Annotated in this window: 13 protein-coding genes and 1 tRNA gene; 13 read left to right on the top strand and 1 reads right to left on the bottom strand. The window is 40.0% G+C overall.

All coding sequences use genetic code 11. The annotated features are described in order from the left end of the window. The first annotated feature begins 147 nt into the window (after nt 1-147). The 10 genes from Q1A18_RS17340 (at nt 148) to Q1A18_RS17295 (ending at nt 19,749) form a co-directional block, all read left to right on the top strand. On the top strand, nt 148-2,511 hold the full coding sequence (locus Q1A18_RS17340) for an ABC transporter permease (protein WP_299583671.1): 2,364 nt from the start codon (nt 148-150) through the stop codon (nt 2,509-2,511). Between the two features lie 12 nt (nt 2,512-2,523). Beyond that, entirely contained in the window at nt 2,524-4,917 is a 2,394-nt protein-coding gene (locus Q1A18_RS17335) for an ABC transporter permease (protein ID WP_299583668.1), read from the top strand. 67 nt (nt 4,918-4,984) lie between these two features. Beyond that, the gene (locus Q1A18_RS17330; protein ID WP_299583665.1) at nt 4,985-7,315 is read left to right on the top strand and encodes an FtsX-like permease family protein; all 2,331 of its coding nucleotides are present in this window, start codon (nt 4,985-4,987) and stop codon (nt 7,313-7,315) included. 93 nt (nt 7,316-7,408) lie between these two features. Beyond that, complete coding sequence (locus tag Q1A18_RS17325) at nt 7,409-9,700, top strand: ABC transporter permease (protein ID WP_299583662.1); 2,292 nt, start codon at nt 7,409-7,411, stop codon at nt 9,698-9,700. A 99-nt stretch (nt 9,701-9,799) separates the two neighbouring features. Continuing rightward, nucleotides 9,800-12,142 (top strand): ABC transporter permease, encoded by a 2,343-nt coding sequence (locus Q1A18_RS17320; protein ID WP_299583659.1) that lies wholly within the window; start codon nt 9,800-9,802, stop codon nt 12,140-12,142. A 160-nt stretch (nt 12,143-12,302) separates the two neighbouring features. Continuing rightward, the gene (locus Q1A18_RS17315; protein WP_299583656.1) at nt 12,303-14,690 is read left to right on the top strand and encodes an ABC transporter permease; all 2,388 of its coding nucleotides are present in this window, start codon (nt 12,303-12,305) and stop codon (nt 14,688-14,690) included. A gap of 221 nt (nt 14,691-14,911) precedes the next feature. Continuing rightward, a complete protein-coding gene (gene ileS / locus Q1A18_RS17310; protein WP_299583653.1) occupies nt 14,912-18,349 on the top strand; it encodes an isoleucine--tRNA ligase in 3,438 nt (1,145 codons plus the stop codon). Between the two features lie 115 nt (nt 18,350-18,464). Then, on the top strand, nt 18,465-18,842 hold the full coding sequence (locus tag Q1A18_RS17305; RefSeq protein ID WP_299583650.1) for a TraR/DksA C4-type zinc finger protein: 378 nt from the start codon (nt 18,465-18,467) through the stop codon (nt 18,840-18,842). A 77-nt stretch (nt 18,843-18,919) separates the two neighbouring features. After that, nucleotides 18,920-19,585, top strand: a complete 666-nt coding sequence (locus Q1A18_RS17300) for a lipoprotein signal peptidase (RefSeq protein WP_299583648.1) — start codon at nt 18,920-18,922, stop codon at nt 19,583-19,585. A gap of 90 nt (nt 19,586-19,675) precedes the next feature. Next, a tRNA-Ile gene (locus tag Q1A18_RS17295) sits at nt 19,676-19,749 on the top strand. A gap of 176 nt (nt 19,750-19,925) precedes the next feature. Here the strand turns inward: Q1A18_RS17295 and Q1A18_RS17290 are convergent. Beyond that, nucleotides 19,926-21,563 (bottom strand): glycosyltransferase family 39 protein, encoded by a 1,638-nt coding sequence (locus Q1A18_RS17290; RefSeq protein ID WP_299583644.1) that lies wholly within the window; start codon nt 21,561-21,563, stop codon nt 19,926-19,928. Nucleotides 21,564-22,809: 1,246 nt separating this feature from the next. Between Q1A18_RS17290 and Q1A18_RS17285 the strand changes: the two genes are divergently transcribed. The 3 genes from Q1A18_RS17285 (at nt 22,810) to Q1A18_RS17275 (ending at nt 26,601) form a co-directional block, all read left to right on the top strand. Next, a complete protein-coding gene (locus Q1A18_RS17285; RefSeq protein ID WP_299583641.1) occupies nt 22,810-23,751 on the top strand; it encodes a glycosyltransferase family 2 protein in 942 nt (313 codons plus the stop codon). Between the two features lie 61 nt (nt 23,752-23,812). Next, nucleotides 23,813-25,174 (top strand): oligosaccharide flippase family protein, encoded by a 1,362-nt coding sequence (locus tag Q1A18_RS17280; protein WP_299583638.1) that lies wholly within the window; start codon nt 23,813-23,815, stop codon nt 25,172-25,174. Nucleotides 25,175-25,344: 170 nt separating this feature from the next. Next, a complete protein-coding gene (locus Q1A18_RS17275) occupies nt 25,345-26,601 on the top strand; it encodes a glycosyltransferase family 4 protein (protein ID WP_299583634.1) in 1,257 nt (418 codons plus the stop codon). Nucleotides 26,602-26,626 lie beyond the last annotated feature (25 nt).

The following is a 26,626-nucleotide window of genomic DNA, read 5'->3' as shown; positions in this document are numbered from 1 at the left end:
TCATGAACATTCTGATTCTGACAATACCTGCAAAACAGGATGGAAATCTCAGATATGATTAAAAACGTTTGGAAGAATTGAAATAGAGCTTGAGACGTAAAAATGAGGGAACTGTCTTGATATTATATGTAAACTAAAATAGTTGGGATGAGAATTAATTTAGATTTTAAAATTGCCTTCAGAAGTATCTTGAAAAACAAAGTGCAATCGGTGATTAGCATTTTGGGATTAGGAATTGGTATGGGCAGCATTTTGTTACTTATCTTACTAAGTATTCATGAATATTCATTCAATGAAACAATTCCAGATAACGACAAGATATTCAGAATAGTATTGGACGATTGGGGTATTTCAACTTATCCTCTGGCAGAAGCAGCTATGGATGAAGTACCGGGAGTTGAGAATTATTTCAGGATTTTTCAGAAAAATCAATTCAACATTAAAACAGATGATAACGAAATAATATTAGAGAACGATATTGCTTGTGCTGATCATGATATCTTCAATATTTGGGGTGTTAATTTTTTACTCGGACATCCTGCCAAATCTAAATATGATGTTGCAATTTCTGAAAAAATGGCAATGAGATATTTTAATTCTAAAAATCCTGTAGGTAAGTCTCTTAGGGTGCGTCTGAGCAATGAATTCATTAACCTTACCGTTTGCGGAGTATTTAAAAATTTTCGTTCAAACTCAACATTGTACCCTGAATTTGTTTGCAATATCGATTTGTTTGATGAATTTCTTGGAGAACGAAGTAAAATGTTAGGTGCATTTGGGGATGAAAATAGCAGCTACAAAAACGATTGGCAACACAGAAGGTTTGTTACTTTTTTAAAACTTAATTCGGAAGAAGCCAAACATGATGTTGAAATAGTTTTACAGAAATACTTAAAAAGGAAAGAAAATAAAGAACTAAAGCGTTATTCATTACAGCCGGTTACTGAAATTTATTTGAACTCTGACAACATCTCGGGCGATCAGATTTCGCGACGTGGTAATGCCGAGGAATTAAAATATTATATCATAATTGCTATTTTTATTCTGATAATTGCAATTGCCAATTACATCTTCCTGAGCAAAGCCCAAATTGATAGTCGCTTAAGAGAAATTGGTGCTAAAAAAACACTGGGAGCATCTGCCTTTCTTATTCGTCGCCAAATTATTCTTGAGTCTAATTTAATTGCTCTATTTAGTTTGCTGCCGGCATTAATTGTTATTGAGTTAGGGATAACGTTTATTAACAGTACCTTGAATAGAACATTAGAATTGGGAAGTTTATCCTTTTCTCAAATCTTTATTTCTGTTTTAACAATTACACTAGTGGCGGGTACCTTGTCGGGAATAATAATTGGAACCAGAATTTCAAAAATACCAGCAATATTACTTCTAAATCGAAAAACAATTTTGATCCCAAGACGAGCAAAAGTTTTCAACTCATTTCTAAGCTTGCACTTTGCTATATTTATTATTCTAATTATCGGAGTATTAACTGTGACTAAGCAGGTGAATTATGCTCTAAGCAATTTTCAGGAAATTAATCCTGATAAGGTACTGATCTGTGAACTGAATTCGTCTGAATTAAGTAAGAAAATAGGAATTATTCAGGATGAATTAGAGCAAATACCAGGAGTAGTTAAAACAGCGGGCTCTTCTTTTGTTCCACCATTTAACTTAACGCTGCCACTGCAACTGAAATACAACGATGAAATAATAACTTTCGATGGTTTAATAATGGGGCAAGGTATGACCACTTTGCTGGAAATGAATTATTTGGAGGGAGGTCCCTTTGGCGAATACGGAAAAGGAAGCAGGGAAGTTATTTTTAATGAAGCTGCTGCAAAGAAATATAACCTCAAGGCCGGAGAGTTTTTTAGTGGTTTTAAAATTCAGGGTATTGTTAAAGATTTTACAGCTCATAGTCTAAGAGAGTTAATTCAGCCAATGGCCATTATTCAACAACATCCTGAGAGATTAAGGTTACTTGCGATAAAAACTTCAGGTGAAAATGACCATGAGATAATTAGCAGATTATCGACAGTGTTAAAAGAAGTTGACTCAGAACAGATGGTAAATATATACTCATTGGATGAACAAATTAAAAGTTTCTATTCCAGGGAAGAAAACCAAGGTGAGCTTATCTCTGCATTCTCTATTCTTGCTACTGTATTATCTGTAATGGGCCTCCTTGGCATGGTGTTAAATACAAATCTGCGAAAACAGAAGGAAATCGGCATTCGCAAGGTAAACGGCGCTACAATTTCAGAAATTCTGACCATGCTCAATAAAGACTTTGTGAAGTGGGTTGTCATCGCTTTTGTGCTTGCCTGCCCCATTGCCTGGTATGCCATGAGTAAATGGTTAGAGAACTTTGCCTACAAAACCACCTTGAGTTGGTGGATATTTGCCTTGGCTGGCGCGCTAGCCTTGGGTATTGCCCTGCTAACCGTTAGTTGGCAAAGCTGGCGGGCAGCCACGCGTAACCCGGTGGAAGCGTTGCGGTATGAATAAAAAAAAGGAACTATGATTAGACACTATCTAAAATACGCTTTCAAAACCTTTAAGGCGAATCGTTTGGTTTTTGCTGGTAGTATATTAACCGTTTCGCTTTGTGCGCTTTGTATCTCGCTGTTGTTTACTTACATCCACAACGAACTGTCGATGGATGATTTTCACAAACGTGAAAAGGATATTTACCTGTTAACGGTTCAGCAATCGGCAGAAAGCCAGTTGGAGGCAATTGAGGCCAATTTCTTTTTCGGGTTTAATTATAAGGATTATCCCGGAATTGAGAATTTTACAAGTGTAAAGAAGTATCCCAAGGGGGAGTTCCTTTTCAAATACGAAGATAGGTCTGTTTCTCCAGAAGGTATTGTGGTCGACAGTACTTTCCTGGATATTTTTGATTTCAAATTAAAAACAGGAGATCGAAGTGCTGTGTTGAAAGAGCCGGATGCGGTGCTGTTTACTGACCGGTTTGCCAAACGGTTGTTTGGTGCCGGGAATCCAATGGGGAAGGTGGTCAAACTGTCGGGTGGCGTGCAAAGAAACTATACGGTAAAAGGAATTGTCGAAGCTCCTCCTTCCAACAGTTCCATTACTTTCGACTTTATTCTGCCTAATCATTCCGCTTCATTTAGTCGTTCGGGTGTTAATTTTATTTTGGTTGATGGCGGTTTCGATAAAACCGGTTTTGTTGAAAAAATAAAGAACCTGGGGCATCAGCATTCGCAATTTAAGAACAGCCGCATGAATGTGATGGCTTTCGACGAAATATACAACGATGACTCCGGGGCTTCATTTAACGGGCTTTTCCCCAAACATGGCAATCCCAAAAACATCTATATTTTATTCGTCATTGTAGCTGTTATTTTCGTCATCACACTGCTTAACTTTTCAAATTTACAGATCATCAGCATTAATTCATCGGTAAAAAACATTGGGATCAATAAAATTTCGGGAGCAAGCCAAAAGCATGTTTTTTATCAAAAGCTGACGGAATTGGGATTGCTTATTTGTTTGTCAGCAATACTGATTTCAGGAGCGTTTATTTTTATGCTGCCACATTTTAATCGGATAATAGGAGTTGAACTGAACCCGGAAGCCTGGCAGGTATTTTTACTAAACCTGGCTATTTTGCTGGCTCTTGTTTTGGTTGCAATGATTTATCCTTCGGTGTTTTACCTGCGAATATCAGTTGTTAAAAGCCTGAAAAATCAAATTTTATCAGGGAATAAATTGGCGGGAAGGAATGTGGTGGCCACGATTCAGTTTACACTTTCTCTGATTTTGCTGATAGCTTCTATTGTTGTGGTAAAGCAACTTCATTTAATGTTGGATAAAGATCTTGGATTTCATTCTGCAAATATTATTACGACTAAACTTTTTTATGAGCAGCCTTTCCTAGATAATCAGGAGGATCGTGCTGCACAGCGAGAAGCATCTCAGCGAAATTTTCAGTACGTAATAAATGAGTTGTCTGCCAATAGTTCAATAAAGTCTTTCACGCAAGGTAAGTCGCCCATCAATACCAATTCCATGCCTTGGAAGCTGCAGGGGGATGACCGAGATTATGCTTCAGCTAATTTTTTGACAGTAACTCCCGATTATGCTACAACGCTGGATTTACAGCTAGTGGAAGGTCGCTTTTTTGAAAAAGAGAAAGATAAGCAGCGGGAGAAAAAAATAGTGATTAACGAGGCAGCAAAGAAGCATTGGGGAATAGAAGATATCTCTTCTGCAAGAATCTTAAATAAGTATTGGTCCCGTTCTGATGATAAGAATTCCGGTTTTGAAATACTTGGTGTTGTAAGAGATTTTAACTCAGAACACTTGTCGGTAAAGCCGCGCCCCTTGGTTATGATGTATTTCGAAGATATTGAAGCCAATTTTATGATTCAGTTTGAAGAGGGAGCAGCGCAGCGGGGAATTCAGTTTGTGCAGAAGCTATTTAGTGAACTTAACCCCGGAGAAACATTCGAATACACTTTTTTATCCGACGATATTGCAGCCATGTACCAGAAAGAAAAACGACTTAGTGAGATCTATATACTTTTCACCCTTATTGCTTACCTGATTTCGTCGGTTGGCTTGTTTGCCATTTCGCTTTACGATACACGCAGCAGGATTAAAGAAATTGGTATCCGCAGAGTAAACGGCGCCACGATTATCGAAGTGATGGCGATGCTGAATAAAGACTTTGTCAAATGGGTGACTATTGCTTTTGTACTTGCCTGCCCAATTGCCTGGTATGCCATGAGTAAATGGTTAGAGAATTTTGCCTACAAAACCACCTTGAGTTGGTGGATTTTTGCGTTGGCAGGTGTGTTGGCCTTGGGAATTGCGCTGCTAACCGTTAGCTGGCAAAGCTGGCGGGCAGCTACCCGTAACCCGGTGGAAGCGCTGCGGTATGAGTGAGGTTTCCATTCTTATGGTTTGAGAGAGAAAAAACGATTGATATCAATAACAATACACAGAAATACAGATGTTTTCAAAAACAAATTTAAACCTGATCATCCGCAACTGGAGGCGGAATAAAGTCTTTACGATTATCTCTATTCTTAGTTTGATTATTGGACTTACTTGCTGTAACCTCTTAATTGCATTTGTAGCCAATGAGTGGCAAATCTCGGAGGGTAGTCCAGCCAAAGACCGGATATTTTTACTGAAAAGTGATAATCCGATGGATGTGCAGAGCAAAGAAAAAACCTCATTCATTTTGCCTGCATTGCCCTCGATGATGAAAGATCGGTATCACGAAGTTGAAACTTTTTGTCGGTTTAAGCGCGTGGATGAAAATGTCATTTTTGAGGCTGATAACTTTAGGTCGGATAAACTCTTGCTTGTTTCTGCAGATAGAGACCTTGATCGTTTTTTCACCATCCCTACGCTTTATGGCGATGTGGCAAAAACTCTTTCAAGTCCTGGAGAGGCCGCAGTGAGTGCCAGCAAAGCAAAGCTGATTTTTGGTGAGGCCAATGTTGTCGGAAAGACTTTTTTACTTCATGAGAATAACAATGCAACTCTCTATACAATCACATCCGTAGTTGATGATTCGGAGGCTGCTTCCTTTCTGAAGTTCGATGTGCTACTGCCTATCGATTTAGGTTCTTATTACGGTGGAGTAACTTTTGTAAAGCTCGATAAAAAAGCTTCGTCAGCCTCTGTTTTGGCACAAATGAAGAAAGATGGCGGTGTTCTTCCTAAGCTAACACAGGAGTGCCAATATTACCTCCAACCGCTTACGGATGTGTATTTCGATACGAGTGAAACACAAAGCAGCTGGGAGTTTCTGATGCATCGGGATCGTTCTTTTTTGTACATAAGCATACTCGCAACAATTGCGATTCTGTTTATCTCCTGCTTCAACTACATGAATATGTACCTGGTACGTATGTTTCAAAATGAAAAGAACACCGGGATTCAAGAAATATTGGGGGCGGACAAAAAGCAACTCGGAATTCAGCTGGTTAGTGAAACATTTTTAGCTGTTTTTTTGGGGTTCTTATTGTCATTTATTCTCGTAATCTTGCTTCTCCCAGTATTTAATTCACTGTTTAATGCTTATGTATCCTTGTCTTTTCTTGCCAACAGAATGGTTATTGCGGGCTATCTTATATTGCTGTTTCTGCTTATCGCAATACCGTCCTTGTATCTATTCATCAGGATGGCTAAAAACCAATCTTTTCAATTTCTGAAAAATGACACTCCGAAGCATAAGGCACGGGTTGTCAATGGTATGGTAGTTCTGCAATTTACGATTTCCATTATTCTGATTGTTGGCGCAATGATGTATGCCAAACAATTGGATTTTATTACAGAAACATCCAATATCGATAAAAATATTATTCAGATTAACGGGGGCGACATTTCCGGATTAAAACTCAAAGCATTTAAAAATGATATTACTGCATTAAGTGGAGTTCAGTGTGGAACGCTGTCCAGCTCCGGTTTTCTGAATGCATGGATTGCAATGAACGACGATAATGTTTCGGTACTGACCTATACTTTCGACAGCGATTTCTTAAAAACACACAGCTTCAGGCTAATTGAGGGTGAAATATTTTCGAAGAGTGAGTCGGTTCGAAGTAAGCAGGTTGTTGTAAATGAGACATTCGTTCGGAAATATGGCATCGATGATCCGGTTGGGAAAACCTTGCCTGTTTTTGATAAAAGCCTCGTTATAAAAGGTGTAATTGCTGATTTTTATACAGAGCCATTCAGTAAACAGGTAAAACCAACAATTATTTCTCTGTTCAATCCTGAAAAGGGAAGCAGTATTCAGGTCCTTCAGTTACGGTTAAATGCGAATGGGTTAGCACCAACATTGTCAGAGATAAAGAAAAGGTGGGAGGAATATTTCCCCGATAAAATTTTCAACTACACCTTTATTCGTGATGAGTTTGAACAATTGCACAGTAACTACTCGAAAACAGCAAGAATAATTGGCTTCTTTACGATTATCAGCCTTTCCCTAACAGCTTTCGGCTTGTTTGGGATGACTTGGTACGCTGTTGATCGTCGAACCAAAGAAATTGGCATCCGTAAAGTGAACGGCGCCACAATCTCAGAAATTCTGACCATGCTGAATAAGGACTTTGTGAAGTGGGTGGTGATTGCTTTTGTACTTGCCTGCCCCATTGCCTGGTATGCCATGAGTAAATGGTTAGAGAATTTTGCCTACAAAACCACCTTGAGTTGGTGGATCTTTGCGCTGGCAGGTTTGCTGGCCTTGGGAATTGCCCTGCTAACCGTTAGTTGGCAAAGCTGGCGGGCAGCCACGCGGAATCCGGTAGAGGCATTGCGGTATGAGTAAATTGTCTGAATCATGATTTACGGGATGAAAAGATTAACAGGATTATAAATGACAGAAAAAAGATATTAACTAATTTATTACTAACGAGGAAAAATGATTTGGAGAAATATTATAGTGTCATTCCGAAATCTGGGCAAGAATAAGCTATCCGGAGCAATTGGAATTACCGGTTTTGCGGCTGGCTTTGCAGTTTGTTTGATTATAGGGGCTTACGTGTATGGAGAACTGACAGTTGACCGTCAAAACACGAACTATAAGCGTATTTATCGAATAGTTGACTCCAGAAACGATAATAGTGCGCTTGATTATCGTTTAAGTGAGGTTTGGGCTAAGACTTTTGCTGCAATTGAAAATGCATGTCCTTTGGAATTGCAGCCGGAAATACAGGCAGATGTATATTCTCAAAACGGATCAAGTTATATTAAAGGACTGATATCGACAACAAACGGTTTTTTTGAAATGTTTGATGTTGCCTTTGAAAAATGTCTTGACCGGGAGAAACCCTTTCTTGATCAGAGTTCATCCATCATTACAAGCTCTCTTGCAAAGAAGCTGTTTGGAGATCAAAATCCATTGGGAGAAGCTCTAAAAGTTGGCCAAATGGAAACTGTGATTAGCGGGGTAATTGCCGACTTCTCAACGAATTCCAGTATGCAGGGAGAAATTTTATTAAATTCAGAGAACAAAAATTTCAGGTTAAATAGCAATTATGGCAATGGTGAGGTTTTTAATGCCACCAGCCATTTTGTTTTACTCCATGAGAATGAGTTGAAAACGGATTGCGAATCGACTATCAATATATCAATTGCTTATTTAAATAAATACATAAAAGGTATTTGGCTGCAGCCGCTATCTGATATTTATTTGGATCAAACAGTTAAAGATGGTAACCGGCATGGCAGTAAGGTTTTGATTGTTGTTTTATCAATTATCGGATTTTTAATTCTACTTCTATCAATCATAAATTACGTAAATTACTTACTAAGTCAGCAAATAAGAAGGCTGAACGAAGTAGGCATAAAAAAAGCCAATGGTGCCGGAACTATTCAGTTGCTAGCTTCTTTCATAACTGATAGTGCAATTTGGATTTTGCTGGCGGCTATGATCTCAGTCATGGTTGTTTTTGTGTCGCTTCCGATGTTTAATCAGCTATTGCAGCAGCAGCTTAGTTTTAGTTTGTTTTTTTCCAAACCGATGGTTGTTGGAAGTTTAGCAGTTGTTTTATTGGTGCTTCTGGTTTCAGTAATTCCAATGTTTTTTCTTCTGAAGAAATTTGAGTTGCAGCATTTCCTGAAACGAAAATTGAACATTGATGGGAAGCAGTCTCATTTAAACTTTTTATCTGTCTTCCAATTTTCAGTATCCATATTACTTATTATTAGTCTGGTTGTAATTATGAACCAGGTTGCCTACTTGAAGCATAAAGATCTTGGATTTGATGATACGAATTTGGTGCATGTCAATATCCCGTTCAATGCATTGAATTATAAAAGCTTTAAGGATGAGGTGCTAAAACATCCCGCTATAGAGCAGGCTAGCTTAAGTGCCGGAATTCCGGGAAATATCTCAAGTAGAATGTCTCATCCTGACTGGAATTATACGCTTCATTTTTTAACGATTGATAGAGACTTCCTGTCAACCATGAACATTGAGTTGGTAGAGGGAAGTACTTTATCAGTGCATGATCAAAAAAGTTGTTTGGTCAATCAAGCGACGCTGAAAGCCCTTGAATGTGACGATTTTAGAAATACCAAGGTAAACGGGAAAAATATCGTTGGGGTAGTAGCCGATTTTAACTTTTCATCACTGTATCACAAGATTGAACCAATCATCCTGGAAATGGGAGATGGGAGAGATCTCAATGTACGAATCAAGAAAGGTGGAGTTTCTCCTGCAATGGAGCATATTAAATCGATATGGGAAGAAATGACATCTGGTGCACCCTTGAAATATGAGTTTTATGATACATGGTTTGATTCAATGTATAAAAAGGAAGAGCAGTTGGGGAACTCTGTTGTAATTTTTGCATTGGTTGCACTTATCATTACCTGTCTAGGATTACTTGGACAGATTTCTCAAATCACCCAGTATCGTACCAAAGAAATTGGCATCCGCAAAGTCAATGGGGCCAAAGTAACTGAAATTCTGACCATGCTGAATAAAGACTTTATCAAATGGGTGGCTATTGCTTTTGTGATTGCCTGCCCGATTGCTTGGTATGCCATGAGTAAATGGTTGGAAAACTTCGCCTACAAAACCACCTTAAGCTGGTGGATATTTGCCTTGGCTGGATTCCTGGCCTTGGGAATTGCCCTGCTAACCGTTAGTTGGCAAAGCTGGCGGGCGGCAACGCGGAATCCGGTTGAAGCACTGCGGTATGAGTAACACTACAACACACGTTGACTAAAGCAAGAACAGTTAAAAGGAGGAGTTTGGGGCTTCTTAACTTTGAAAAGACAGAATGAGAAACAATAGTAAAAGAAAATGATTGGTTCAATGATGGGACACAACCTTAAAAGAGCATTTAGGTCGTTAAAAAGTCGAAAAATATATTCATTTCTTGGGATATTGGGATTTGCAATAGGGCTTGCTGCATTTATAAGCATTTCGCTTTTTGTGAATCAAGAATATCGTATGGATACGGTGTACGAAAATCATCAGCGCTTGTATCGGCTGGTTGAGAAAAATGGGCATGAGCCAAATGTAGATATAGACTATGAACTTTATCCGGTTTTGAACACTAAATATCCGGATATTGAGATGGCATGTCCTGTTTATCAGAAAGAAATATGGCCTTTTTTATTTCATACAGAGAATACGTTTCTAAAAACACCACATTTTATCTGTACAACAAACGAATTTTTCGATCTGTTCTCTATTAAAGTACTTCAATGTTTGAGTGATGTTCCAATGCCTGATAAAAATTCGATTGTGCTTCCAGAGTCAACAGCAAAGAGACTATTTCCGGGTATTGATCCTCTTGGGAAGGTGGTAAGTGCTTTTAACAACAATAAATTAACAGTAACAGCAATAATTGAAGATTTGCCAGCTGAAAGTAGTTTTAGGGCCGATTTAATTTTAAATTCAGAGAATCTCAGCTATCGATTTGGTAATAGCCAACGAAATGGCAAGCGAGTTAAGCCAACCAACCATTTTATTTTACTGAAAGGAGATAGTAGCCCTGAAAAATTGGGCCAATCACTTAATAGCACATTGTCTGTCTATAATCCTAATGTAGGTCAAGTATCACTACAGCCTATAAAAAGTATGTACTTTACGACGGGTATATATGGTAACCGTAACAAAGTTGGCAATACAGCCTTAATTTATTTGTTTGCCGCAATCGGAGGGCTTATTCTGATCTTGTCCCTTGTCAACTATATACACTTCCTGTTGGCATCTCAGCTTGCATCAAAAACAAAAACAGGGATTAATCTTATTCACGGTGCCAGATTTAAGCATATCGTATCTTATTGCTTTATAGAATCATCGTTGTCGATAGGTATTGCTTTAATTGTTTCTATCTGTATAGTGTGGTTTGGATTACCAATGGTAAATAGTATCTCACAAACGTCACTGACCTTTACAGATTTGTATTCAAGCAAACTCATAATTTTCCTATTGTGCATGGTGTTGGGAATAATATGTCTGGTATCTTTTATTTCTGGATGGTCTAGTAGTAAAAATGGAATAAGTTATTTGCTGAAACGGAGGAAGATTGGGTACCGCAATAAGCTGAGTTCATTTCTTGCTGTGTTTCAGTTATCAATCTCAATTGTTTTAATTGTCTGTGCTATTGCTATTAATGGGCAATTAAAGATGCTACATGAAAAGTCACTAGGTTTTGATGCCGAACGTGTTGTTAAGTTGGAAGTACCTGGGGCATTTAAGGCACATGACGTATTGAAAAGTCAAGTTGAGGGTCTCTCATTCGTGCAAAACTGTTCTTGGAGTGATGGTGGCCCCGGCTATATAAATCTTGAAGGAACTGAGGAAAGTATTGGAAAAGCATTTAATGTTCTTGGTATTAGTGGAGATGAGGATTTTATATCAACGATGGGCATTTCTTGTGTGGAAGGAAGAAATTTTTTGCCTTCAGATCTGGAGAAAGCATGTCTGGTTAACCGAGCCACTTTGAAAGCCTTCGGATGTGATAATTTAGAGGAGCTTTTAAAGGTAAAGGACAAACTATTTTGGGGAATTACTATTGTTGGGGTGGTAAGTGATTTTAATACTGCTTCGTTACATTCTTCAATTGAACCAACTTGTCTAATCTATTCCAAAGAAAGTCGTTTTTTTCTAAATGTCAGACTTATGGAAGGAAGTGCTCTTGAGCAAATGAAGCAGCTCAAAAAATTATGGGGAACTATTATCCCGAATTATCCATTTGATCCTGTTTTTTACAATCAATATTTCAATTCACTTTATAAAAAGGAAGAGAAACAAGGAAAGGCAATAAGTTTCTTTTCGTTCATCACAATTTTTATCACCTGCTTGGGCTTGCTTGGGCAAATTATACAACATTCGGTAGCTATGACCAAAGAAATCGGCATCCGCAAAGTCAATGGGGCCACGATTATCGAAGTGATGGCGATGCTGAATAAAGACTTTGTCAAATGGGTGGCTATTGCTTTTGTTCTTGCCTGTCCCATTGCCTGGTATGCGATGAGTAAATGGCTTGAAAATTTCGCCTACAAAACCACCTTGAGTTGGTGGATCTTTGCGCTGGCAGGTTTGCTGGCCTTGGGAATTGCGCTGCTAACGGTTAGTTGGCAAAGCTGGCGGGCGGCAACGCGGAATCCGGTAGAAGCGCTGAGGTATGAGTAAGTAAATATCCACTTTGGGTTTTATTTTGAATGAGATCTGAAGTAAATTGACTGGTTGCAAGAAATAATGTTGGGAGTGAGGAATTTAGGAGTGAATTCTGTGAAGAAGGATAAAATGCTGAATGTAGATATAGTGTGAAAATGCTTTAATAATTTTACCTATGATTTGGTACAGCTTCAAATTATTTATCCGTAGGGTTTTGAGCGACAAAACCTTCTCGCTCATCAATGTTGTCGGACTGACAGTTGGGATTACGTCTTTTTTCGTTCTCTTTTTGCATGTGATGAATGAAAAAAGCTTTGATACCCACTTTGAGGGCTACCAGAATATTTATCGGGTTAGCTCCTCGCCTGTAGGGCAGGGATTTAAGGATTGGGCACGAAGCTTAGGCATGGTTCATAAAGCGGCAGCAACCCTACCCGAAATAGAAGTGGCCACTCAATTCTCGCATACGCCGGTTGGGACGATAACCATCGATGGGCAAGCCATTCAGCAAGAAGATGTTTTGTCGGTTGATCAGGCTTTTATGGATCTTTTTATGGTTGAAAGCGTCGTAGGAGATCTGACCGAAATCAATAAGCCCAACACTGCTTTTGTTTCAGAGGCCTTTGCTCAAAAGTATTTTCCTGATGAAAACCCCATTGGAAAGATTCTGGAGGTTGATGCCTTGCAATACATGCGTGATTTGGGGGCTTACGAAATACGGGGAGTAGTCCGGAATACGCATCCTAAAACACACTTCAATTATCATGTTCTGCTTTCGCAAAAAGGTGCACTTAGTGAGCGGTATGCCGCGTTGCCCGAACTAAAAATACACTGGACTTACAATTACATCAAACTGAAGGAGCATGCAGCGCCATCGACGGTGGTTGCAAAGTTGCTGGACTATTTTAATGCCAGTAGTTTGAAGGAGACACGAGGCCCGAAAGATTACCGGTTTGGATTGATCCCGCTTGCTGATATTCATCTGAAATCGGATTACCGGTTTGAGTTAAAGGAAAGTTCAAGCAAGATCAATATCGGTTTGTTTGTGCTTATCGCTAGCGTGATTTTGTTGACTTCGCTGTTGAACTTTATCAACCTGACTTTGGCTAAACTCATAAAACGTTCTAAAGAGCTGGGCTTGAAAAAATCGTTGGGGGCGAACGTCACTCAGCTCATCAGGCAGGTGTTGGTAGAGGTTTTTTTCTTTTGTGGCTTGTCCATGGTACTTGCTTTGATTTTGGCTGAAAGCATTCGTCCAGCCATTAATCGGATCTTCGATATTGATTTCCGAGTCTACTATTCTGAGCCGGTGGTTTATGTTGTCATGGGGCTGGTTGTTGCTCTTTGTTTGGGGTTAACAGCCATTTTCAGCTACTTCTTTTTATTGAAGAAAACATCAACCATTGATATTCTTTGGGAGAGAACGAATTTCTCGGGAAGTGTTGTTTTGAAATCCTTGCTGATTGGGCAGGTGTCTATTGTTATTTTGCTGCTCTGCGGTACGGTTTTAGTGAACAAGCAAATGAATTTTATTGCCAATCAGTCACTTGGTTTTGACCAGGAGAATGTGGTGGTGGTAAAGGTGAGCGATTTTTCAAAAGATCCGGCTGTTTTTGCCAGCGAACTGGAAAAGCTAAGTTCAGTCGCTGCTGTTGGATTTACCAGCCAGCATTTTGGATATCCTACGCAAAGTATAAATCTTGAAGGCCTGGGTATTGACGGCAGCGCTGAGTTTGTATTTGCGAACTACGACTATCTGAAAACCATGAATATTCAGTTGACTGAAAACTGGATCAACCCAGCTGCCGATACAGTACGGGGCATGGTAATTAATGAGCATTTGTACCATCGACTGATTGAAAGACACGGAAGCCTGGATGCGCTGCATGCTTATCAGCAAACCCAACCTTTGGAGGCCGATCAGGAACGGATAAGTTTCATTGGTGTTGCCAAAGATTTTAATTACAATTCAGTTCATCAGCCGATTGGCGATTTTGCTTTTTGGCTGGATGAATCAGCCAGGCGTGCACGGTTTACACATGTTCGGCTAAGCCCCGGAAACCTTCAAACGGCAATGAATGACGTGAAACAGGTTTGGCAGCAACTTTACCCGGAGCAGGAATTCAGTTACTTTTTTATGGATGAACAGATTGCTCAACAGTACAAAGCCGAAGTCATATTGAGTCGTATTCTGCTTAGCTTTTCCATCCTTGGTGTGCTGATTAGTATCATCGGGATCAGTGCACTTTCGCTATTTATTGCACAACAGCGGACCAAAGAAATCGGCATCCGTAAAGTGAACGGCGCCACAATCTTTGAAATCCTTACTTTGCTCAACAAAGACTTTATCAGGTGGGTCGCCATTGCTTTTGTAATTGCCTGCCCGATTGCCTGGTATGCCATGAGTAGGTGGCTGGAGAACTTTGCCTACAAGACCACCTTAAGCTGGTGGATTTTTGCCTTGGCCGGTTTGCTGGCTTTGGGCATTGCGCTGCTAACGGTTAGCTGGCAAAGCTGGCGGGCAGCGACACGGAACCCGGTAGAAGCCTTGCGGTATGAATAATTTGTCTGAATCTGGTTTTATGGGTTGAAAACATTAATCCTGAAAGTCCGGCAATGAAGCGCATCTTGATTCTGGCAATATATTGGCAGGACTGTCGATTAGCTTTCCTGAAAAATACAGCGAACAGGGTAATTCTTTAAAGAACAAGAACTAGGCTCCCTGAACGCAAAAAATTTCTATATTTGTACCTCTTAAAAAAAGAACGACAAAATAGGAATCCAATGAGTGATAAATTTCCTGTATACAAGCAGTTAGACCTTTCTCAGGTGAACAAGGATGTTCTGAAAAAGTGGGAAGAGGATGATACCTTTCATAAAAGTATAAGCACCCGCGAGGGGAACGAAACCTTTGTTTTTTATGAAGGGCCACCTTCTGCGAATGGAATGCCGGGAATTCATCACGTGATGGCACGGGCCATTAAAGACACTTTTTGCCGCTACAAAACCATGAAAGGCTTTCGGGTTCACCGCAAGGCCGGATGGGATACCCATGGCTTACCAGTGGAGCTGAGTGTTGAAAAATCATTGGGAATTACCAAAGAAGATATTGGGGGCAAAATTACGGTTGAAGAGTACAATGCTGCTTGCCGCCGCGAAGTGATGAAATACACCAAAGAGTGGGAAGAACTGACCCGCCAAATGGGGTATTGGGTGAACATGGATGATCCCTACATCACTTACGATAACCGCTACATTGAAACAGTTTGGTGGTTATTGCGCAAGCTTTTCGACAAAGGATTGTTGTACAAAGGATACACCATTCAGCCCTATTCGCCAGCTGCAGGTACTGGGTTGAGCTCGCACGAGCTGAACCAGCCGGGATGCTACCGCGATGTGAAAGACACTACAGCTGTGGCTCAGTTTGAAGTGATTCGAGACGAGAAGTCCGAGTTTTTATTTGAAGGAGTGGATACGCCTGTTTACTTTTTAGCATGGACGACAACTCCCTGGACGCTGCCTTCGAACACGGCACTTTGTGTGGGACCAAAAATTACCTACGTCAAAGTAAAATCGTTCAACCCCTATACCGGAGCTCCGGCCACAATGATTTTGGCGAAAGATTTGCTGAGCGCTCACTTCAACCCCAAGCATGCCGAGCTTGCCTTGGATGAGTACAAGCCGGGAGATAAGAAGATCCCGTTTGAAGTGGTTGCTGAATTTACCGGCGAAGAATTGGCCGGCGTAAACTACGAGCAGCTGATCAACTGGGTTCAGCCTAAAGGAGATGCTTTCCGCGTGATTACAGGTGATTTTGTGACTACGGAAGATGGTACCGGAATCGTGCACATTGCACCTACTTTTGGTGCCGACGATGACCGGGTAGCGAAGCAAAACGGCATTGTTCCCTTGTTTGTGGAAGATAAGGAAGGCAAAAATCAGCCGATGGTTGACCGCAAGGGGCGCTTCTTCCGGATCGAAGATTTGGAGCCGGGCTTTGTAAGCACCCAGGTGAATCAGGAAACCTATCCGGAATTCAGCGGGCGCTATGTCAAAAATGAATACGATGAGGTGCTGGATGAATCTTACTCAACAATTGATGTAGACATTTCAGTGATGTTGAAGAAGGAAAACAAAGCCTTCAAAATAGAAAAACACGAACACAGCTACCCGCACTGCTGGCGTACGGATAAGCCGGTGCTTTACTATCCGCTGGACAGCTGGTTTATTAAAACGACTGCAGTGAAAGATAAGCTGATTGCGTTGAACAATACCATCAACTGGAAACCAAAATCAACAGGTAGTGGTCGTTTTGGAAACTGGCTGGAGAACCTGGTAGACTGGAACCTGAGCCGTTCACGTTTCTGGGGAACACCGCTTCCAATCTGGCGTACGGAGGATGGCACGCAAACCAAATGCATTGGTTCGGTTGAAGAGTTGATGGCGGAAATTGAAAAAGCTGTTGCTGCCGGAATGATGGATAAGAATCCGTATGAAGGATTTGAAGCCGGAAACTTTGACGCAACCAACTACGATAAAATTGATTTGCACCGTCCCTATGTGGACGACATCTTTTTGGTGAGCGACGACGGACAGAAAATGTTCCGTGAGCCTGACCTGATTGATGTTTGGTTTGATTCGGGGGCAATGCCTTACGCACAGCGTCACTTCCCGTTTGAGAACAGTGATATTTTCAAAGATGTATTTCCTGCTGATTTCATTGCAGAAGGAGTGGATCAAACCCGTGGATGGTTCTTTACGCTGCATGCCATTGCAACCATGATTGATGAATCGGTTGCATTCAAAAATATTATTTCCAACGGACTGGTGCTCGACAAGGCCGGCAATAAAATGTCGAAACGTTTGGGCAACGCGGTTGATCCGTTCGAAACGATTGAAAAATATGGATCGGACCCATTGCGCTGGTACATGCTTACCAACGCACAGCCTTGGGATAACCTGAAGTTTGATGTGGGCGGAATTGATGAAGTACGACGCAAATTCTTCGGAACGCTCTACAATACTTATGGTTTCTTTGCTTTGTATGCCAACGTGGATGGATTCCGGTTTAAAGAGGCCGAAGTACCGGTGAGTGAACGTCCGGAGATTGATCGCTGGATTATTTCGTTGCTGAATTCGCTGGTGAAAGAAGTGGGCGAGAGCCTGGAAGCGTATGAGCCAACCCGTGCCGGACGCGCCATCTCCGAATTTGTTACCGAGAACTTAAGTAACTGGTTTGTACGCTTAAGCCGGAAACGTTACTGGGGGGGTGAATATGATCAGGATAAAATTTCAGCCTACCAAACCTTATACTCGTGTTTGGTGACTGTAGCAAAACTGGCGGCTCCAATTGCTCCGTTTTATGCTGACCAGCTTTATGCCGACCTGAATAAAATGACTGGGCTGGAACCAGATCAAAGTGTGCACTTGGCAGAGTTTCCAACAGCAAACGAAAGCCTGATTGACCGTGAGTTGGAGGAGAGAATGGCCATTGCACAAAAAGCTTCTTCCATGATTTTGGGTTTGCGCCGAAAGGAAAAACTAAAAGTGCGTCAGCCATTGGCTAAAATCATGGTTCCGGTGTTGAATGAGCATTTCAAGACGCAGTTTGAAGCGGTTGAAAGCATCATTCTTTCAGAAGTGAATGTGAAAGAGGTGGAGTACTTAACGGATACTTCCGGCATCATCAAAAAGAAAATTAAGCCCAACTTTAAAACACTGGGACCGAAATATGGCAAGATGATGAAACAAATTGCCGGTGCCGTTTCCAAATTTAGCCAGGACGAAATTGCTCTGCTTGAAAAATCCGGATCGTATGCCTTGGTGCTTGGTGATGAGACGATTAATTTGAGCACGGACGATGTTGAAATTCTGACTGAAGATATTCCGGGCTGGCTGGTTGCCACCGAAGGTGGTTTAACCATTGCTTTGGATATCAACCTGACTGATGATTTGAAGCAGGAGGGAATTGCTCGTGAATTTATTAACAAAATCCAGAATTTGCGGAAAGAAAGCAACTTTGAAGTAACGGATCGCATTGAAATTATTATCGAAAAACATGACTTTTTCAATGAATCGGTGCGTAATTTTAAAGAATATATCAGTGCGCAAACCCTGGCTGACAGTCTTGAACTAATCGATAACATTGGGGATACAGCAGTTTCTCGTGTAGAAATTGATCAGGATGTTGATGCTTTGATTCGTCTAAATAAAATAAGTTGAACCACTGATCGTTTAGTATGTTCTATGACCTGAGACAATTCAAAATATTTTTATAATTTAGGGTCGCAATTGATGATCACCTGATCTCCGTTGGGGATCCTAAAAATTTAAGGTTATGACAGAAAAAACGAGATATACAGATGCCGAATTGGCTGAATTCAAAGAGCTGATTCTGGGTAAGCTTGAAAAGGCTAAAGCGGATTACGAAATCTATAAGAATTCGATCACGCAGAGCGACGGTAACGATACGCAGGATACTTCGCCCACCTTTAAGGTGCTGGAAGAAGGAGCTGCCACACTGTCGAAGGAAGAAGCCGGGAAACTGGCCCAGCGCCAGTTGAAGTTTATTCAGCACTTGCAGGCAGCTTTGATCCGGATTGAGAACAAAACCTATGGGATTTGTCGTGAAACCGGAAAGCTGATTGCCAAAGAGCGGTTGCGCGCGGTTCCTCATGCTACATTGAGTATTGAGGCCAAGAACAGTCAAAAGTAGAACACTACAGATAGAAATTATAGAAATGATTGGAAGGAATTCGCTTCCAATCATTTTTTTATGAAGAAAGTGAAATCATGTCAAGATTAACGAAATCCTTACTTCTGGTTTTTTCGGTGCTTTTTGTCGATCAATTCGTCAAAGTGTTGGTTAAAACCAACATGTACCTCGGGCAAGAATTTTCAGTGATTGGTGATTGGTTCCTGATTCATTTTGTTGAAAACAACGGAATGGCTTTTGGAATCGAATTTGCCGGCGAGTATGGAAAAATCTTTTTGAGTTTATTTCGGATTGTAGCCGTAATCGGAATTGGCTGGTACTTGTTTAAACTCATCAAAAAGGAAGAAGTGCCAATGGGCTTTATTGCTTGCATTGCTTTAATTCTGGCTGGAGCTATTGGTAATATCATCGACAGTGCTGTTTATGGCTTGATTTTTAATGAAAGTTATGGGCAGGTTGCTCAGTTTCTGCCGGCCGAAGGCGGATACTCTTCTTTCCTGCATGGAAAGGTTGTTGATATGCTTTATTTCCCGCTGTTTTCAGGACGTTATCCTAGCTGGCTCCCGTTTATTGGAGGAAACGACTTTTTGTTTTTCAGGCCGGTATTCAATATTGCTGATTCAGCGATAACCATCGGAATATTCAGTATCCTCTTGTTTTATCGTCAGTTGTTTAGCAAGTTGGATGGTGCTGAACTTGAATCAGAAGAAGAGTCTGAAACTGCCAGTCAGCAAGAATCGTAGATAAGAGAAATATCGGTTTTTGCTTGTGTATTTTCAGCTAATGTTGTAAACTTGCAATCCGAATTTTACGCTTATCAACAAAAATATTTAGGGCCTATAGCTCAGTTGGTTAGAGCACCTGACTCATAATCAGGTGGTCCCTGGTTCAAGCCCAGGTGGGCCCACTTCATAATCAGAGAGTTACAAGAATTACTTGTAGCTCTTTTTTGTTTGCTATTCTGTTGAAATAGTATGGCAAAACAAAATGCGAGTCGTTTTAAGCTTCAGTGAAACTACAGACTTTAGCTTATGGGATGAGCTAATTTACTTTTAACATCAGACTCGTCTAATTTCTTTCTATTTACTTCTCCTTTAGCTGAACCAGGTAGCGGGGTTTTAGTTTGGAAGCCCGGGTTTTGGGATTGAGAAATTTAATAGGTAGCCTAGACATGCTGTTGTGCTGAAATACGCCAACTGTATCTACCACAATGTTCATCTTTGCCAACTGTTCCATGCCTTTAGGACCGGTATACAGCCAGTCGTTTGCAGGTGGATTGATCTTTTTGAAATCCTCAGGGGTAATGATGTATCGGCCATAGCTTTTGGAATACAAGAAGATTTCCCAATAGCGGCTTTCAGCGGTAAAAATATGTAGTTTCTCATTCGGGGCAGCTTGCTCGTTAAACATGGCACAAGCTTGAAAAGAGGATTGATACTGGCTTAGCTTAGGCAGTATGTGAACGTTTAGTGTAAATAATAATATTGAGTTGGCAAGCAAAAGATAAGTCAATTGTTTGTTTAGCCCGGGTTTCCAGCGAAGCACGTAAACGAATCCAGCGGTTAATAAACCAACTATGATCCAGATCCAGAGGTTGCGATTTGGGAAAACATAGCCTAAAAAAGCAGCAGTCAAAGCCAGAAGTAGAAAGGCCGAAATGAGGTGAATTGTGCCCAGTGCTTTCCGAAGTCTGATGAATTGTGGCTTCTCAAAGATCAGGTAAGCCCATCGGGCTGCAATTATTGTTAAAAGAGGCATAACTGCTAGTTCGTAGTGGGGATTCTTTGCCCTGGCAGTCGAAAGAATAAGTAGATAAATCAGGCTTCCGCCAAGCGTATAATATTCGTTTGTTGGGGTAATTTTAAGCTTCTGGGTTATCTTCTCCTTGATCTGAAGAAAGACTCCAACGAAAGTGAAAAAGGCCCAGGGGGCAATAACGTACAAACTTGTGTGGATGTAGAAGAAAGGATCGGTATTGCTACCGGCATAACTTCCACTGATGCGTCCGGCATTGTTAGTCCAGAAATAGAATTTAATGCCTTCCATGCCGAATTGCTGGTATAGCCCCCATAAAGCCGGGAGAATGGATAGAAGCAGGATGAAAAGGGCGATAATCGACCGGATATTGAGCAACATTTTAAGCTTGCGGGTAAATAATAGGTGCAAGCCAACTGCCGATCCAACAATGACAAGCGCAACTGGTCCTTTACTGAGAAGGGCTAATCCGAGAAAAATCGTGCCCAGATAGAATGCTGAGTTCTTATTGAATTTTATCCAGGCTGCATATTGCCAAATGGCCAAAATAACAGGAACAACCAACAGCGTATCGGTGTGAATATCATTGTGAAAATGAACGTATCCTAAGCAAGTTCCCCAAAAAAATGCAGCCAGCGTTCCGGTTCTTTTGTCGTATAATAGTTCGCCCAGTTTAAAGGTGCCGTAAATCCCGATTAAAGAAATGAGCAAGACGCTTAGTTTAAATGCAAAGACTGAAACTCCGGTGATCCGAAATACAGCGGCAGCAATCCAGAATAAAAGAGGTGGTTTTTGATCATAGGCATCGCCTCCAATGGTCAGGTTAATCCAGTCCTGGTTGTCGAGAATTTCACGACCTACCTGTGCGTACTTTGCGGCATTAATTACAATAGGAATAAACAATCCGGAGATATTGATCAGTAAATACAGGATGATAGCCAGCAAAAACCATTTCTCTTTTTTCATAAGTGTTGTCAACTTCTTTTAAGTACGTTTTGGTACGATCGAGTTAAAATGAACGATTTGGTGTTGTTTATAATCAAAAGTACTAATTTGCAACAGAACATTAGGCACCCTAGCAAGGGCGGTATTCAGAGCGCGAATATAATACTAAACAAATGGTTAAAATTGACAGCTCTCCGAATTCACAATTATTTTACGGATACGGATAGCGTGAGGTGTAAATCAGCTCGTTTGAGCTTCTTGATAATGAACATCATCAATTTGGGAGTCAGGATAAATATATGGCAATTATTTTTTTGAATATTTTTTCAAAACTCATAAAATGGCCTTTGTTAGACCCGATATGCTTACGTTGTTTTTTTCTCTTTGATGTTTTGAATCGATGCTTTGTAGATGAAAAAAGATGCTATCACGAAGGTTATCAGATATATTCAAGGATAATGTTCAGTTTGCCTGTGTTATTTGCGGCATTTGTAATAGTGAAGCGGCTTTTACGTGAAATTACCCATTGTTTTGAAGCAGATCTCAATCGATATTTGAAGGTGTGAGAAAAGTGCTAAAAATGCTCTTTTCAGAACATCAGATTGGGAGTCAGTTAGCGAAGCTGTATTGTTTTATGAAATATTGAAGAATCGCCATTTTACTCTTCTCTTTCTTATTTGGTTAGGGGAGTTACTGAATTAGGTTGATTTTTATGCGGCTCATAATAATACCAACTTCATAAGTTAATTGCAAAAAAACTTTCTCAAAATAGCTTTAAGACAACGAGGCACCAATTGAATTTTGGGAGGCAAGCGGCGAAGCTGTACCCTGTTCTGAAAAGGACTTTTCTTTTAGTATTATCAAGGGCTAAGGTTCTTTCTTATTTCAGTTGAATGATGGAATCCGATGGGCCAAAGCAAACAATCTATACCCCAAATTATATGCAGCCAGCAAAGCGTGTCGCCCTAAAGTTATTGAAAGTGCTGCACGAATTTGAATTGCAGTTTCTTCGTATTGGAGACTTCATCTTTAATAGAAAGAGTAAAACCAAAGAGCTCATGAGGGGGTGATAATTGTCAGATTGGTTCTCAGAAGGAAAGTCCAGATCTGGTTGATAAACGGGGATTTTTCTGTTGGGATGAAAGTCCCGTAATCTATTTTTCAAAAAGTTTTTGATTGTGGTATTCGATAATTTTCAGAACTCATAATTTTTTGCAGACGTAATAAACAGAGATTTCTTTAGACCAATAATTTAATACTATATCTTATGGATTACACAAATTTACTTACCATATCCATGCCTGTCTATGAGCGGAAGGATTTCTTTTTGGAAGCTTTGGATAGCGCCTTAAATCAAACGGTTAAGTGTAAGGTGATCGTAGTGGATAATTGTTCCTCGCATGATTATTTCGAGAAGGTCTGTAAAGAGAAGAATGTTTCTTATTATAGAAATGATCGAAATATTGGAATGGCGGGAAATTTTCACAGAGGCTTTGAGCTTGCTGATACTAAGTTCGTGATGAACCTTCAGGATGATGATCAAATATCACCAGTTTATGTAGAGTCGTTTTTAGAAGCTTATACAAAGCACCCAGACATTGATATTTATTTTACCGATTTTATTCGATTGACCGCCAGTGGCAGGTTACAGCATAAGCATATTTTGCCATTCGGTTATATGCAAAATGGACAAAAGATCATTGAATATGGGATAAAATATAAATTAGGTTTTCCCTATATGGCAAGTGCTATTAAACGAACAATTGTTAATGGCTTCGAAGGGAACCTGGATGGAAGCGGTTGTTATGACTGGGTTTGGATTTATTCGGAAGCAGATAAGTTTTCCTTCTTCGGGGATTCTCAACAGCTATATGTGTTTCGGGATCATGATAAGCAAGATACTAAGCGGAATATTATTAGGTATGCTATGACTCTGCCTTATATATATGACGAAATTTTGAGGGATAAAGTCTCTGATAAAGAGCTCAAGAGAGCTGCCAATCAAGCGGCTTTTTGGGAATTGGTTCGCTTGAAATCATTGGCGGATAAAGATATGGTTGATGATTTCATGGAGAAAGACACAATTTTTAGTCATTACCTTAGAAAAAAACTCAAAACTAGTGGAAAACTAAGGTTTATTTTTAGGATGCCCCAGGAAATGGTTCGATTAAACTACAGGGCCATTCGTAGGCTAAAGCTGGATGCTTAGCCTGAGTACTAACGCGATAAAAATGCTTCTGCGGAAGAGTCGTCTAAATTTCACATAAATAATGATTGTAAAGGAGTTACTTTCCAGACTTACCTTAAAAGGTGATAGCCGTGGATCAAAAGCAAAAAGACAAATATTATATTCCTTTCTGCTTCAGGGATTGAGTGTTTTGATTGGTTTGCTGTATATTCCACTTTTGTTGGACTATTTAACTCAAGAAAAGTATGGCATTTGGTTAACGTTGACTTCTATTCTGGGGTGGTTTAGTTTCTTTGATATTGGCTTGGGTAATGGTTTGAGAAACAAATTAGCAGAAGCGATAGCTCGCGATGATGTAGCGTTAGGTCAAAAGTATGTGAGTACGACGTATGCCTTGTTGATTGGTATTTTTGGTATTGTGTTGGTCTTGTTTCATGGGTGTAACTTCTTTTTAAACTGGAACTCAATATTGAATACACAAGGAATAGAAAGCGAGGAACTGTATGTATTGACATCCATTGTTTTTACGTTTTTCATTCTACGCTTTATTGTGCAACTGATTTCGGTCATTTATCTGGCAGATCAACTTCCCTCCATAACCAAACTCATGACGACTTCAGGGAACCTGTTGTCCTTTATGCTGGTTCTTTTTTTAACAACCTTTACGGCCCAAGGGAATTTGGTTCTTTTAGGAACGATCATTAGTGTTATCCCTGTAATTTTATTTGTTATTGTATCGTTCATTGCTTTCAATGGTCGCTATAAAGCCTTTCGACCACGAATCAGTAAAATCGACTTTAAACTAAGTAATGGATTAATGAACCTTGGGGCTAAATTCTTTTTCTTGCAGGTTACAGCAATTATTATTTTTTCAACATCCAATGTTTTTATAACTCAATTTTATGGCCCCGAAGAGGTGGTTGTATACAATATTGCCTATAAATATTTTCAAGTTCCTATCATGGTGTTTTCAATTGTCATGACACCTATTTGGTCTGCGGTTACTGATGCCTATACGAAATCAGATTTTTCCTGGTTGAAAAATACGCTTCGACAACTGAATATCCTTGCCCTTATTTTTGCATTGGGGGTTATTGTTATGGTTTTTATTAGTGACTGGGTTTATGAATTATGGGTTGGTGATCAAGTCAAAGTTCCTTTAAGTCTATCAGTTGTATTAGCTGTCTACACCATCATGTATCTGATGATGGCGCCGTATTCGCATTATATTAACGGAACCGGAAAAATAAAATTGACTATGACTTTGGCCTTTGCAGGAATACCTATCTATTTAATTCTGGTGTTTGTTTTTGGAGATCTCTTTACCAACAGTACCGGTATTGTTTTGGCAATTACTTTATCGAGTCTTTTAGGGCTTGTTATTCAACCCATGCAGACTTATAAAATATTAAATAAGAAGGCAACAGGCATTTGGAATAAATGACTCTCAAGAGCATTTCTTTCTGATTTTTTGTTTATCAGTATTATTGCTGGAATTCATTTAAAGGAGTTAAGATAACCTATTTGTTGAGAATGAGTAAGCAATTCTGCTACAATGATTAACGTTCGCCATAATCCCGCTTTTGTAGGACAAGAATACCTAAAATATATCACGTGAAATTACTTTGGATAACAAACTCACTTTTTCCGGAGGTTTATGAAAAACTGAATATGAAGAAACCGGTCACGGTAGGATGGGTTCATTCGGCAGCAAAAGCTTTATTGGCTCAAAATCCAAACATTGAATTAGCGGTTGCTTCTTTTCATCAGGAAAATGAAGTTCGTGAGCTACAGATAGGACGGATTTTGCATTTCTTGATGCCGGACGTCTTTCGGAAGAATCCACATGATCATAATAAAGACTATCTATGGCAAGCAGTGAGCGAGAAATTTGAGCCGGATGTTGTTCATATTCATGGATCTGAATATCCGCACTCCTATACTTATGTAAGGGCTTGTGGAGCTCAAAGAGTTGTCTTGTCAATTCAGGGGTTGGTAAGTGTTATTGAGCGTTATTATTATGGAAATATCAGTGAGAAAGATATTCTAAAAGCGGTGACACTGCGTGATTTGATTCGCTTTGATACGCTTTTTGCTCAACGAAGAAATATGAGTAAGAGAGGGAAGTATGAGCGAATGCTGATAGGAAAAGTGAATCATTTTATTGGACGGACTTCCTGGGACCGGGATCATATCTGGGCCATTAACCCAAATGCGAACTATCACTTTTGCAATGAAACATTGCGTCCGTCATTTTATCAAAAGCAGTGGTCTCTTGAAAGTTGTGATCTTCACAGTATTTTTATTAGTCAGGCCCATTACCCAATTAAAGGTTTTCACCAGCTCCTAAAAGCTCTGCCAATTGTTTTGCAGCATTTCCCAAACACCAAGGTCTACGTTGCAGGCAATAACTTTTTTACAAATAAGGGAATGCGGATCAGTGGATTTGGGAATTATATAAATCGCTTAATCCGAAAACTTAATTTGTCAGGTAAGATCACCTTTACTGGCTTGTTATCGGAAAGCGAAATGTGTCAACGTTTTCTTCGCTCCCACGTATTTGTTAGCGCTTCTGCTATAGAGAATAGTCCTAATGCCGTTGGAGAGGCCCAGTTATTAGGCGTGCCTTGTGTGGCTTCTTATGTTGGGGGAACTGCGGACTTGATTGAGCATGGGAAGACCGGTTTACTTTACCGTTTTGAGGAATATGAGATGTTAGCTTCTGCTATTTGTAAGATATTCTCTGATCAAGCCTTAGCTCAGGAACTATCAAGAAACGAAAAAATTGCTGCGAGAGAGCGACATCATGAAGTGAACAATGCGAATGAACTCAATGCTGTTTATGTGAGGATAGCCTCTGCGCAAAAATAGGTTTTTTTTATTGAAAGTTGTGCTT

This window comes from uncultured Sunxiuqinia sp., assembly GCF_947495665.1.
GTDB classification, from domain to species: domain Bacteria; phylum Bacteroidota; class Bacteroidia; order Bacteroidales; family Prolixibacteraceae; genus Sunxiuqinia; species Sunxiuqinia rutila.
This window is presented reverse-complemented; position numbering and strand designations above follow the sequence as displayed.

What these genes read in the sequence shown, in the direction of transcription:
- Q1A18_RS17340 (WP_299583671.1), top strand. Translation starts at nt 148, where the DNA reads ATGAGAATTAATTTAGATTTTAAAATTGCCTTCAGAAGTATCTTGAAA.
- Q1A18_RS17325 (WP_299583662.1), top strand. Translation starts at nt 7,409, where the DNA reads ATGATTTGGAGAAATATTATAGTGTCATTCCGAAATCTGGGCAAGAAT.
- Q1A18_RS17290 (WP_299583644.1), bottom strand. Translation starts at nt 21,563, where the DNA reads ATGAAAAAAGAGAAATGGTTTTTGCTGGCTATCATCCTGTATTTACTG.
- Q1A18_RS17315 (WP_299583656.1), top strand. Translation starts at nt 12,303, where the DNA reads ATGATTTGGTACAGCTTCAAATTATTTATCCGTAGGGTTTTGAGCGAC.
- Q1A18_RS17320 (WP_299583659.1), top strand. Translation starts at nt 9,800, where the DNA reads ATGATTGGTTCAATGATGGGACACAACCTTAAAAGAGCATTTAGGTCG.
- Q1A18_RS17285 (WP_299583641.1), top strand. Translation starts at nt 22,810, where the DNA reads ATGGATTACACAAATTTACTTACCATATCCATGCCTGTCTATGAGCGG.
- Q1A18_RS17305 (WP_299583650.1), top strand. Translation starts at nt 18,465, where the DNA reads ATGACAGAAAAAACGAGATATACAGATGCCGAATTGGCTGAATTCAAA.
- Q1A18_RS17300 (WP_299583648.1), top strand. Translation starts at nt 18,920, where the DNA reads ATGTCAAGATTAACGAAATCCTTACTTCTGGTTTTTTCGGTGCTTTTT.
- ileS (WP_299583653.1), top strand. Translation starts at nt 14,912, where the DNA reads ATGAGTGATAAATTTCCTGTATACAAGCAGTTAGACCTTTCTCAGGTG.
- Q1A18_RS17330 (WP_299583665.1), top strand. Translation starts at nt 4,985, where the DNA reads ATGTTTTCAAAAACAAATTTAAACCTGATCATCCGCAACTGGAGGCGG.
- Q1A18_RS17280 (WP_299583638.1), top strand. Translation starts at nt 23,813, where the DNA reads ATGATTGTAAAGGAGTTACTTTCCAGACTTACCTTAAAAGGTGATAGC.
- Q1A18_RS17335 (WP_299583668.1), top strand. Translation starts at nt 2,524, where the DNA reads ATGATTAGACACTATCTAAAATACGCTTTCAAAACCTTTAAGGCGAAT.